The organism is Vibrio sp. Isolate24 (genome assembly GCF_022398215.1).
GTDB classification, from domain to species: Bacteria; Pseudomonadota; Gammaproteobacteria; order Enterobacterales; family Vibrionaceae; genus Vibrio; species Vibrio coralliilyticus_A.
This window is the reverse complement of the sequence record NZ_JAKEUU010000004.1, coordinates 133,646-146,211: the sequence shown is the minus strand read 5'-3', so window position 1 is coordinate 146,211 and position 12,566 is coordinate 133,646. Positions and strand designations below refer to the sequence as shown.

Sequence of the window (12,566 nt, the reverse complement as noted above, 5' to 3'; positions counted from 1 at the left end):
TCCAAGTGAGCTGACAATTTGAGTGTTGAGAATAGAGACAGTAAAGTTATAAGTATAATTAATGATTTTAATATATTATCAGTTTTTCTTATTAGGTAGGGCGATGCGAGGATTAGATTACAAATGGATTGAAGCTCTTGAATCTGTGGTCACTCAAGGTAGCTTTGAACGAGCGGCAGAATCGCTCTACATTTCTCAGTCTGCGGTATCACAACGTATTAAACAGCTCGAAAAATTTCTCGCTCAGCCAGTACTCGTCCGTGAGCAGCCGCCTCGCGCGACTGTAGTTGGTAAAAAGCTGCTGGGCCTTTACCATAGGGTACAATTGCTAGAAAGTGAGCTGGTTCCAGAATTAACCAATAGTGATTCAGAGCGGCCACTCGCGATTTCTATTGCTACCAATGCCGATAGTTTGGCTACTTGGTTACTACCGTCATTACAGCAGGTACTAACCACTCGTAACATTGAGCTCAGGCTTGCTGTGCTTAATGAGGTTAGAGCGATAGAAAAACTGAAAAGTGGTGAAGTCACAGGAGCGATCAGCCTAGAATCAAGACCGATTCCTGGCTGTCAGGCTGATTACCTTGGTCGGGTCGATTATGTCTGTGTAGCGAATCCACAGTTCGTTGCGCGTTATTTTTCTCATGGTGTAAATTATGACTCTTTGCTTCAAGCCCCAGCCGTAGCGTACGATCAACATGATGAACAGCATCAGCAATTTCTCAAAGAACACTTTAATATTTTGCCAGACAACGTGAGAACACATCGAGTAGCCAGTTCTGAAGCGTTCGTGAAAATGGCTGTTGCAGGAGTGGCATATTGCTTGATCCCCAGCTTCCAAATTAAACGCGAGCTGGAGGAGGGGACTTTAGTTGATATATTACCTGGCTTCTTAAGCTCTTATCGCATCTATTGGCATCACTGGCAGTTAGAGTCTGGTGTGTTGGAAGAAGTCACGCAAGCCATTGTCACTTATGCGAAAAAGGTATTATCGAGTTAGTGCTTGGTCAAAGTTATGTCAGAACACGGAACAAGGCTCCTCAATTAGTATCTAAACGCTATGATGTATGTAACTAGTTAAATAAGGTGAACAATAATGAAGAGAGTTTCTAGCCTAGCGATTGCTGTTTCAGGCTTAGTGAGTATCGGTGCTTATGCGGATACACCTAACTTCCCGCACCTAGCAACGACCGGTTATGGTGAAGTCGTAGCAAAGCCAGACATGGCAAAATTTACAGTTCGTGTGGTGGAAACCACAATGACGGCAGAGCAAGCTAAGCAGACGGTGGATAAAGTTGTCTCTGACTTTTTGTCTGAGCTGAAAGATGAAGGCATGAGTGCGGATAACATCACAAGTTCTAACCTTTATATCTCTCCTCAATACCATTACCCGAAAGATGGCAAACCTGAGCTGGTAGGCTATCGTGCATCGAGAACGGTCAACGTGACGGTTGATGAGTTAGCTAATCTTAATCAGTACCTAGATATTGCGTTGAACTCCGGTATCAATCAGGTAGAAAATATTCAATTAAAGGTCAAAGAGCAGGCTAAGTACCAAGAACAAGCACGTCAAGCGGCCATTAAGGACGCTAACAGCAAGGCTGAGTCATTAGCTTCTGGTTTTGGTAAAGATATCAATGGCGTATGGCGAATCGATTATAATATGCCAAGTTCTCAGCCCGTCCTCATGCGTTCTATGGCGATGGATGCGAAAGCGGAGTCTAATACCTACCAAGATTCAACAATTGTGATTCGTGATCGAGTTGACGTCATTTACCAGTTAGATTAACCATCAAAAGCGCCTTTTTTAGTAATAACTAAGGCGCTTTATAAAATTATCAATTGCCGTTCGGGTTATTCTTAACCACTTTTTTATTCGGTGATATACTGCCCCGCCTTCGATTTAGGAGCAGTGGTAGTGAGACAACAAAAAAACATCTTTTGGCACTTGTGCATTACCACTATTGTGTTGGTGTCAGTGGTGTTCGCTTACTATGCCCAGCGCTACCAAAGCCTCCAAAAAGACACTGTCGAGTTAACAGCTAAGCAGGCCATGCATCAATTGGCCTACAGTGAGCGTGAGTATCAGGGTGTCCGCAGTCAGTTTGTTTCCATTATTAAACTTCTTTCGCATAGTCGAAGTTTGTACGATTATATCTTAGTGCCGAATGATGATAATCGTCAGGTGGTGGAAGAAATTTGGTCATCGGTTGCTATTAACCAAAAATGGTATACCCAAATTCGTTTCCTTGATAATTCTGGCTATGAGAAACTCAGACTTAACTATTTACTGAGTGGCAATCGCGCCAGCATTGTAGACCAACTGCAAGACAAATCGCATCGTGGTTATTTCCGCTACGCTCAACAGCTGAAAGATGATCAGATTGGTGCATGGGGCATTGACCTCGAGATGGAAAATGGCGAACTGGTTTATCCTTATAAACCCGCCTTGCGTTTGATCACGCCCGTTGAAGTTGGAGAAGAACGAGTAGGTTATTTGATCCTCAATATTGATGTTTGGTATCTGAGCTCTCGTCTTAACTATTCGCCTGATGACTTCTTTCGTCCAGAGCTTGTTGGCGAAAAAGGTTTTTACTCGGTGAGTGACGATCCGAGTAAATTATTTGGTAATTTATTAGCCAGTCGTAGTCAGCATAACTTAGCGAGTCTCTACCCTAAGACTTGGCAAACCATGCAAACGAAAAAGTCAGGTTATGTGATAGAAAATGATCATCTGGTGGTATTCAATCTACTGCAGATATCCCCTCGCCATAAATTGTATCTGGTAATCGATTTAAGTCGTGACGAGCTCAAAGCCCGCAGTGAAAGAGACTACCAGTTGTTAGTAAAAGAAGCTTCGATTGTACTGCTGGTGGTGCTCGCTTTTACGATTCCTGCAACCTGTATCTTGGTTTACTATCGCAAACGCAGCCTTGAAAGTCAGCTAGCCAGAGCTGCACTAAGTGGTATGTCAGCCGTGGTGATCTCAGACAAGCGCCACCGAGTCGTGCTTGTTAATCATGAGTTTGAAAAGCTGACAGGTTATCGCCAAAAAGAGATCTCCTCCAAAAATATAATTCAAACATTGGTAGGAGAGAAGACGTTTGCTTCCATGCTTGCCTTGTTCAAGAAAGCGACTTCTAGCCAAACGTGGGAGGATGAAGTCAGCATTGAGAATCCCAAAACAGGCTCTAAGGTGACAGCAATAATGCGAGTGCAGTGTGTGTTGGCGAAAGGAAAAAAAGTCAGTTACTACATTACCTCGCTGGTGGATATTTCAGAGCGTAAGGAACTTGAAGAGCGTTTACGTATTTTGAGTGAGAAGGATGAATTGACGCAGCTCTGGAATCGCCGGAAATTTGAGCAAGAACTGCGCCGCAGTGCCAAGTTAACGCAACGCTACCCTAAGGTGCAGGACACTTGCTTGGCGTTACTGGATATTGACTTCTTTAAGCGAGTGAATGATGAGCAAGGTCATGATGAAGGTGACAGAGTGATAAGCCGTGTAGGCGCTATTATTATTGAGACCTTGCGTGAGACGGATTTTATTGCTCGTATTGGCGGTGAAGAGTTCGCGATTATCATGCCGCATAGCAGTATTGATGAAGCAGAGCAGGCGCTGAACCGGGTGCGAGTTGCGGTTGAAATGGCTTCAGATGTCCCTGTCACTGTCAGTGTTGGGTTGACGGATCTGACGGCAGATAGCACTCGCTGTTATAAATGTGCAGATATTGCTCTGTACGAGTCTAAGACGCTAGGGCGAAATCGAGTCTCTGTGTGTAAAAGCAGTGATGAGATTGCTTGAAAATCGAGCCGAGGCTCGATTTCTCTTTTCAGGATTAAGCCGCGTGCTCAATGGTGGTTTGGATTTGTTCCATTGAACGATGAAGGTGACGATCAAATTGCTCGGCAGCTTGTTCTGTTTCTTTGGCCAGCACCAACTTCATGATTTTTTCACACTCATCGATTTCAAATTGACGTGGGTCTAGGCCGTTATTACGCGCAAAGTAGCGATAACGCTTAATTTGGTTGATAAGATCTGTGAAAAACTCAAACATATTGCGTGAATTGGCACCTTCGAGCAGGGCGATATGGAATTGATGCAGACGCTCTTCCCATTCTTTCCAGTCGAATTCATCATTGGTTAGGCTGACTCGCGATAACTTATGAAATGATGTTAGCACTTCCAGCTCCCACTCTTCTCCTCCTGAACGAATCGATTTTTTCAACAATACGGCGGCGACAGTGCGTAGGCTTTCGTAGAGATCAGCCAGTTCATCAACACATACTGGCGACACCCAACAGCCCTTTTGTGGCTCTAAACTTACATACTTCGTCCATGAGAGTTGCACAAGTGCTTCTCTGATTGGTGAGGCCCCCACGCGGTATCGGTTTTTTAGATCTGCGACAACAAGCTTTTGGTTTGGTTTGAGCTCACCACTTAGGATGTCTTGGTAGATCATTTTCGAGACTTTATCAGTCAACGTTGGGCTAGACACTTTCCTTTCCTCATATGCATAAATACCGCGTTATATAAAACCGCGGTGAATTTAATGGTACGCAATACTTTGGTCGATAATACAGCGTGCTGAATAGTGAGACAAGGGGAGGGGATAAAAAAAGAGGGCTAGAGCCCTCTTTTATAAATATGAATTTTTATTCAGTTCTTACAGAACGTGTACAGAAGCTGTATTAGTTGTACCAGAAGCGACTAGAGCACCTGATACCATAACAACGATATCGCCTTTTTTGCCTAGACCTGACTCTAGCGCTAGCTCTTTACCTAGAACGTAGAACGCGTCAGTACTATCGATAGAATCAACCAATACAGGACGAACGCCTTTTGTTAGTACAAGCTGAGCAGCAGTTTTTGCATTATTAGTCAGTGCAAGGATGCTTGCTGTTGGGAAGTACTTACGTACTGAACGAGCTGATTTACCGCCTTCAGTTGCAACAACAATCAGTGGAGCTGCTAGCTTTTCAGCAGTGTCTACCGCGCCTTTACATACTGCTTCTGTGATACGTAGACGAGGGCTGTCTAGGCGAGAACCAAGTTCAGCTTTTAGTGCTGCGTCTGTGCGGTTTGCGATCTGAGCCATGATAGTAACTGCTTCAACAGGGTACTTACCTTTGGCTGTTTCACCAGAAAGCATCACAGCATCAGTACCGTCCATCACAGCGTTCGCTACGTCACCTGCTTCTGCACGAGTAGGACGTGGGTTGTTGATCATAGAATCAAGCATTTGAGTTGCTGTGATAACCATCTTACGAGCACGGTTACATTTCTCGATCATCATCTTCTGAGCGAAGATCACTTCTTCCGCTGGGATTTCAACACCTAGGTCACCACGAGCAACCATGATACCGTCAGACAGCTCTAGGATCTCATCGAAGTTATCAACACCTTCTTGGTTTTCGATCTTAGAGATGATGTGGATGTTTTCACCGCCGTTAGCCGCAAGTACTTCGCGAATTTCTTTTACGTCAGACGCTTTACGGATGAAAGAGGCTGCAACGAAGTCAACGCCTTGCTCACAACCAAACTTAAGGTCGTTCTTATCTTTTTCAGATAGAGCAGGTAGGTTTACTGAAACGCCAGGTAGGTTAACGCCTTTGTTTTCGCCTAGTGCGCCGTTGTTCAGTACCTTACATTTCACTTCAGTTTCTGAAGTTGCTAGTACTTCCATTTCGATTAGACCGTCGTCCACTAGGATCGTGTTACCAACGTTAAGGTCTGCTGCGAAACCTGCGTAAGTTACCGCTACTTTGTCTTTGTCGCCCACAACTGAAGTGTCAGTTGTGAAAGTGAACTCCTGACCAGCAACCAGATCAACATCGTCGCCATTTTCTAGCTTGATAGTACGGATCTCTGGACCTTTAGTATCTAAAAGGATAGCCAGTTGCTTGCCAGACTCTTCCATTACTTTACGGAAGTTCGCAATACGAGTGCCATGCTCTTGGTAGTCACCGTGAGAGAAGTTTAGGCGCATTACGTTCATGCCTGCATTTACGAGTTCAGTTAGCTTCTCTACAGATTCAGTTTTAGGGCCAATCGTACATACGATTTTGGTCTTTTTCATGGAAGATATTCTCCGGTCAATAATAGTTACAATTTGAAAGTCATTTATCTCGCTGAAGTCGAGGGTTCCCGATTGGCATCTTGCGCCTTCTGTATATAAGAGAACATCACTGTTTTTGTCGACTCCAGAACTGAAAGTCTTTCAACAAGTTTAGTCATTTTATGACCAAACTGTCTGGATAATACTCAGAATTTTTGTGACTAACCTAGGATATAGGTGGTTAGTTGCAAAAAAATAACGGTCAATTCTGTAATTTTTTTTCTTTTCGGTGGCGAATTCTACCACTGATTCATTCCAATATCACTGGTTAAGAATTGTCTTAGGACAAGGTTTTGCCGCTATTTTTTTATTTTTTGGTTCAAAATAAATGGACATAAAAGTTTCGATTTGACTATAATTTGTTTCGAACCGAAATATTTAAGAATAAATTAGATGTCGAAGCGAAACACACAACTAAGAAGACACGCAATTTCTAATCTAGTGAATGAGAAAGGAGAGGTCAGTGTTGAGGCTTTGTCTCTCCAGTTTGAGACTTCTGAAGTCACAATTCGAAAGGATCTCGCCTCTTTAGAGAAAAATGGCCAATTACTGCGTCGCTATGGTGGTGCTATCGCATTACCAAAAGAAGTCGTCAGCGATGAATTGAGCGAAAATGTTTCGATTCGTAAGAATGAACTCGCCCAAGCGGCCGCCAAGCTGATCCGCGAGCACAATCGCATTGTGATCGACAGTGGCAGTACCACTGCTTCATTGATCAAGCAACTGGATGGTATGCGTGGTTTGGTTGTGATGACCAACTCACTCAATGTGGCGAACGCGCTTAATGAGCTTGAAAGTGAGCCTACGTTATTGATGACGGGCGGGACTTGGGATGCACATTCTGAGTCTTTTCAAGGACAAGTGGCGGAGTCGGTACTACGCTCATATGACTTTGACCAGCTATTTATTGGTGCTGATGGCGTTGACTTAGAGCGAGGTACGACAACATTTAATGAATTGGTCGGCCTAAGTAAAGTGATGGCTGAAGTATCTCGTGAAGTGATAGTGATGGTCGAATCGGAAAAGATTGGCAGAAAGATACCTAACTTAGAACTCGCTTGGGATGTCATCGATATCTTAATTACTAACAAAGACTTAGACCAAGAGCTAAAAACAAAAATCGAATCTCATGGTGTCAAAGTCCTTTGTGCATAACGTTAAAACGAATTTTTAATCTTACTTCTCCGAACTTGGCCTTTGCTTGCTGCCTATCGGAATCAACAAATTGGAGTTGAATATGTGTGGAATCGTCGGTGCTGTTGCACAACGAGATGTCGCTGAAATTTTAGTAGAAGGATTACGTCGCCTTGAGTACCGTGGTTATGACTCTGCAGGTGTTGCTGTAGTCGATGGTGACTCTAATCTGACTCGCCTTCGCCGTCTGGGTAAAGTTCAGGAACTGGCGGATGCTGTGGACGCAGCGGAAGTGGTCGGTGGGACAGGTATCGCCCACACTCGCTGGGCGACACACGGTGAGCCTTCAGAGGCTAATGCGCACCCACACATGTCAGGTGATATTGCTGTTGTCCATAATGGCATCATTGAAAACCATGAAGAGCTGCGTGAGCTACTTAAATCTCGTGGTTACGTATTTGAGTCTCAAACGGATACTGAGGTTATTGCTCATATGGTGGAGTGGGAGCTTCGTACTGCAGAATCACTACTTGAAGCCGTGCAAAAGACCGCAAAGCAGCTTGAAGGCGCTTACGGTACAGTTGCTGTTGATCGCAAAGATCCTTCACGCATTGTTGTTGCTCGCTCTGGTAGCCCGATCGTGATTGGTTTCGGTGTCGGTGAAAACTTCCTCGCTTCAGATCAACTTGCACTGCTTAATGTCACTCGTCGCTTTATGTATCTGGAAGAAGGCGATGTGGCAGAAATAACTCGTCGTGAAGTGAACGTATTTGATCTTTCTGGTGAGCGTGTCGAGCGTGAAGTGATTGAATCAAACGCAGAGCACGATGCGGGTGACAAGGGCCAGTACCGCCACTTCATGCAAAAAGAAATCTATGAGCAACCTACTGCTCTGATTAACACAATGGAAGGACGTTTGACGTCTGATTCTGTGGTGACGGAAGCGATTGGTGTCAATGCCGCTGAGATTTTGAGCAAAGTTGAACACGTCCAGATCGTTGCGTGTGGTACGTCTTATAATGCGGGTATGACTGCGCGTTATTGGTTTGAAGATATTGCTGGTGTAAGTTGTGATGTCGAAATTGCATCTGAGTTCCGCTACCGTAAATTTGTGACTCGTCCAAACAGCCTACTGATCACGCTTTCTCAGTCTGGTGAGACAGCAGATACTTTGGCAGCGCTTCGCCTTGCCAAAGAGAAAGGCTACATGGCGGCAATGACGATTTGTAACGTTGCAGGCTCTTCGTTAGTTCGTGAGTCTGATTTTGCTTTCATGACACGTGCTGGCGTCGAAATCGGCGTTGCATCTACTAAAGCCTTCACCACCCAGCTTTCAGCACTGCTAATGCTAGTGACGGCACTTGGTAAGCAGCAAAACCGTGTAAGCAAAGAGAAAGAAAAAGAGATCGTTGAAGCGCTGCATGCATTGCCAAAACAGATCAACTCGGCACTTTCATTTGAGAAAGATATTGAAGCTTTAGCGGAAGATTTTGCGGATAAGCATCACACTTTGTTCCTTGGTCGTGGTGAGTTTTACCCGATTGCCATGGAAGCGTCGTTGAAACTTAAAGAGATTTCTTACATTCACGCTGAAGCTTATGCAGCAGGTGAATTGAAGCATGGTCCACTAGCACTCATTGATGCTGACATGCCAGTCGTTGTCGTCGCACCGAGCAATGAACTGCTGGAAAAACTTAAGTCGAATATTGAAGAAGTGCGTGCTCGTGGTGGCTTGCTGTATGTATTTGCGGATGCGGATGCGGGCTTTGAAGCTGATGAAACCATGAAGATCATCACTATGCCTCACGTAAGCGAAATCACAGCCCCTATCTACTACACGATTCCGATGCAGCTGCTATCGTACTATGTCGCGCTCATCAAAGGGACAGATGTAGATCAACCACGTAACTTGGCAAAAGCGGTAACGGTAGAGTAACTTAATCCAGAAAACAGAGTTTCATACTGTAATTAAGGCTCAAATATAAACCAAGATTCTCAAGTTGAGAGTCTTGGTTTTTTTATGTGCGCCTTTCGGGAGCCCACGTTGCGTGTGACAAGAGCAGTCACTCAGTGACTGCTCTATTACTTTCAGCTTACGCTTTTACAAACGGTTTAGTTTTACGCTTCTCAACTATTTAAGAAACGAAGGAATGCGATTTTCGTATTCAGCGATTTTGTCTTCGTGTTGAAGAGTTAAGCCTATGTTATCTAAACCGTTTAATAGACAGTGGCGACGGAACTCGTCAATCTCAAATGTGTATTCTTTTCCATTTGCGCGAACCACGTTGGCTTCTAGATCAACTTCTACTTGCGCGCCTTCATTGGCTTCAACAAATTGGAAGATCTCATCGACTTCTTGCTCTGTGAGACGAACTGGTACCATCTGGTTGTTGATAGAGTTACCGTAGAAGATATCGGCAAAGCTTGGTGCGATCATTGCTTTGATGCCGTAATCTGCTAGTGCCCAAGGCGCGTGTTCACGGGATGATCCACAACCAAAGTTTTCACGAGCAAGAAGAATCGAAGCGCCTTGATAACGAGGAGCATTCATTACGAATTCTGGATTGGGTTGCTCACCTGCATCATCAAGGAAGCGCCAATCATGGAATAAATGTTTACCAAATCCTAGGCGAGAAACCTTTTGTAGAAATTGTTTGGGGATAATAGCATCGGTATCGACATTCGCTGCATCTAGAGGAACAACCAAGCCTGTGTGTTGTTTAAAACCTGACATTTGTTCTCTCCTTAGTCCAATTCACGAATATCAACAAAGTGACCAGCAATAGCGGCTGCCGCTGCCATCGCTGGGCTCACTAGATGGGTACGACCGTCACGGCCTTGGCGACCTTCAAAGTTACGGTTTGAGGTTGATGCACAACGCTCATGTGGACCTAGGCGGTCATTGTTCATTGCCAGACACATAGAACACCCTGGTAGGCGCCACTCAAAGCCGGCGTCTTTAAAGATGATATCCAAGCCTTCAGCTTCTGCCTGCGCTTTTACCTGTTCAGAGCCAGGTACGATAAGCGCCTGTACGTTGTCAGCGACTTTGCGTCCTTTGGCGATTTCAGCCGCGGCACGCATATCTTCGATACGAGAGTTCGTACAAGAGCCGACAAAAACTTTATCTACTTTGTAGTCAGATAGCGCTTTGCCTGCTTCTAGCCCCATGTAGGCTAAGGCTTTTTCTGCTGATGCTTTTTCTACAGGGTCCGCAAAGCTTTCAGGAGCAGGGATTGGCTCATCGACAGCGATGACCTGACCTGGGTTTGTTCCCCAAGTGATCTGAGGCTTAATGTCTGCTGCGTTAAGTGTGACAACCGCATCAAACTCTGCATCATCATCCGTTTTTAGTGATTTCCAGTATTCAATTGCCGCGTCTAGATCTTCACCTTGTGGTGCGAACTTGCGGCCTTTGATGTATTCGAATGTGGTTTCATCGGGTGCGATTAGACCCGCTTTCGCCCCCAATTCGATAGCCATATTACAGACTGTCATGCGACCTTCCATTGTAAGATCGGTAATCGCTTCACCGCAGAACTCGACCACATATCCCGTACCGCCAGCCGCCGTGGTTTCACCGATGATAGCAAGTACGATATCTTTTGCTGTGATGCCCGGTGCAACCTTACCTTTCACTTCGATTTTCATGGTTTTGGCGCGCGCTTGCTTTAGCGTTTGAGTCGCTAAAACGTGCTCCACTTCTGACGTACCGATACCAAAAGCTAGCGAGCCAAATGCACCATGGGTTGCTGTGTGTGAGTCACCACAGACAATCGTCATGCCCGGAAGCGTAATGCCTAGCTCTGGGCCCATAACGTGCACAATGCCTTGGTATTTGTGATTAATGTCGTACAGGGTGACACCAAATTCTTCACAGTTTTTCGATAGTGTTTCCATCTGGATACGTGCCATCTCGCCGGAGGCATTGATGTCTTTCGTCTGGGTGGAAACGTTGTGGTCCATGGTGGCAAACGTCTTGCCAACTTGACGTACTTTACGGCCTTTTTCGCGCAAGCCATCAAAAGCTTGTGGAGAGGTCACTTCATGCACTAAATGACGGTCGATGTACAAGATAGGGTTTTCACCCTCTGCGGCCACAGCAACGTGTGCGTCGTAGACCTTTTCGTATAGTGTTTTGCCCATTATTACTGTCCTGTGTGTTGCTCCTGACAACGGCTTATCAGGAGCAAATAATTATTATGAATTTAGAATGTACTCGGCGATTTTGTCGCCCATTTCTGCAGTTGAAAGTGCTGGATTATTACCTGCTAGATCCGCTGTCAGCTCTCCAGCAGAAAGGGCTTTGGATACAGCAACTTCGATATCCTGAGCAGCAGCTTCTTCACCTAAGCTGTACCGCAGCATGAGTGCGGCAGAGAGGATTTGCGCAACTGGGTTGGCGATGTTTTTACCTGCAATGTCTGGTGCACTACCCCCTGCTGGTTCGTAGAGGCCGAATTTACTCTCATTTAAAGAGGCTGAAGGCAACATGCCCATAGAACCAGTGATCATGGCACATTCATCAGAAATGATATCGCCGAAAATATTTGAGCAAAGCATAACGTCAAACTGGGCTGGATCTTTGATGAGCTGCATTGTCGCATTGTCGATATACATGTGTGATAGCTCGACATCTGGGTAATCTTTAGCTATTTCTTCGACTACTTCTCGCCATAGAATCGAGCTCTGCAGAACATTGGCTTTATCGATAGAACATACTTTCTTGTCACGCAAACGCGCGGACTCAAAGGCAATCTTTGCAATGCGCTCAATTTCAAAACGATGATAAACTTCAGTATCAAACGCTTTTTCATTTGCGCCTTCACCCTCACGGCCTTTTGGTTGACCGAAGTAGATTCCTCCAGTCAGTTCACGTACCACGACAATATCAAAGCCGTTGCCAGAAATATCTGCGCGCAGTGGTGAGAACGCCTCTAGACCCTTGTGAATTTGCGCTGGGCGTAAATTACAGAAAAGTTGGAAGTGCTTACGTAGTGGGAGTAGAGCGCCACGTTCCGGTTGATCATTTGGTGGTAAATGTTCCCATTTAGGGCCACCAACAGAGCCAAATAATACGGCATCGGATTCTTCACAGGCTTTGATTGTGCTGTCCGGAAGTGGGCAACCGTGATTGTCAATAGCGATACCACCAACATCGTGTTCATCGCGAGTCAATTCGATAGAGTGTTTCTTTTCGATGGCATCTAGCACTTTGTGTGCTTGCTGCATTACTTCTGGGCCAATACCGTCTCCTGGTAGCACGGCAATTTTGTAAGATTTGTCTGTCATGGTAATCCTTTAATTTTTTAT

The 12,566-nt window shown here is 45.1% G+C and carries 10 protein-coding genes; 5 read left to right on the top strand and 5 right to left on the bottom strand.

The window, feature by feature from the left end; all coding sequences use genetic code 11:
• Positions 1–103 precede the first annotated feature (103 nt).
• The 3 genes from L1D23_RS17375 to L1D23_RS17365 all read left to right on the top strand — a co-directional run bounded on the left by L1D23_RS17375 (position 104) and on the right by L1D23_RS17365 (position 3,805).
• Entirely contained in the window at positions 104–1,000 is an 897-nt protein-coding gene (locus L1D23_RS17375; RefSeq protein WP_239868933.1) for a LysR family transcriptional regulator ArgP, read from the top strand.
• 96 nt (positions 1,001–1,096) lie between these two features.
• Positions 1,097–1,789: an oxidative stress defense protein gene (locus L1D23_RS17370; RefSeq protein ID WP_239838566.1), complete on the top strand. Its 693-nt coding sequence runs from the start codon at positions 1,097–1,099 to the stop codon at positions 1,787–1,789.
• 129 nt (positions 1,790–1,918) lie between these two features.
• Complete coding sequence (locus tag L1D23_RS17365; RefSeq protein WP_239868931.1) at positions 1,919–3,805, top strand: sensor domain-containing diguanylate cyclase; 1,887 nt, start codon at positions 1,919–1,921, stop codon at positions 3,803–3,805.
• Positions 3,806–3,839: 34 nt separating this feature from the next.
• On the opposite strand, the gene L1D23_RS17360 is transcribed toward L1D23_RS17365, so the two are convergent.
• Complete coding sequence (locus tag L1D23_RS17360) at positions 3,840–4,499, bottom strand: GntR family transcriptional regulator (RefSeq protein ID WP_239868929.1); 660 nt, start codon at positions 4,497–4,499, stop codon at positions 3,840–3,842.
• Positions 4,500–4,667: 168 nt separating this feature from the next.
• Positions 4,668–6,080: a pyruvate kinase PykF gene (gene pykF, locus L1D23_RS17355; RefSeq protein ID WP_239868927.1), complete on the bottom strand. Its 1,413-nt coding sequence runs from the start codon at positions 6,078–6,080 to the stop codon at positions 4,668–4,670.
• A 432-nt stretch (positions 6,081–6,512) separates the two neighbouring features.
• On the opposite strand from pykF, the gene L1D23_RS17350 reads away from it, so the two are divergent.
• Positions 6,513–7,274 (top strand): DeoR family transcriptional regulator, encoded by a 762-nt coding sequence (locus L1D23_RS17350; RefSeq protein WP_239868925.1) that lies wholly within the window; start codon positions 6,513–6,515, stop codon positions 7,272–7,274.
• Between the two features lie 82 nt (positions 7,275–7,356).
• Entirely contained in the window at positions 7,357–9,189 is a 1,833-nt protein-coding gene (gene glmS / locus L1D23_RS17345) for a glutamine--fructose-6-phosphate transaminase (isomerizing) (RefSeq protein WP_239868923.1), read from the top strand.
• A gap of 195 nt (positions 9,190–9,384) precedes the next feature.
• Here the strand turns inward: glmS and leuD are convergent, their stop codons facing one another.
• The 3 genes from leuD to leuB are packed head-to-tail and all read right to left on the bottom strand — an operon-like array spanning position 9,385 to position 12,545.
• Positions 9,385–9,987 (bottom strand): 3-isopropylmalate dehydratase small subunit, encoded by a 603-nt coding sequence (gene leuD / locus L1D23_RS17340; RefSeq protein ID WP_239838560.1) that lies wholly within the window; start codon positions 9,985–9,987, stop codon positions 9,385–9,387.
• A gap of 11 nt (positions 9,988–9,998) precedes the next feature.
• Complete coding sequence (leuC, locus tag L1D23_RS17335; RefSeq protein ID WP_239868921.1) at positions 9,999–11,399, bottom strand: 3-isopropylmalate dehydratase large subunit; 1,401 nt, start codon at positions 11,397–11,399, stop codon at positions 9,999–10,001.
• Positions 11,400–11,453: 54 nt separating this feature from the next.
• A complete protein-coding gene (leuB, locus tag L1D23_RS17330) occupies positions 11,454–12,545 on the bottom strand; it encodes a 3-isopropylmalate dehydrogenase (protein WP_239838558.1) in 1,092 nt (363 codons plus the stop codon).
• Positions 12,546–12,566 lie beyond the last annotated feature (21 nt).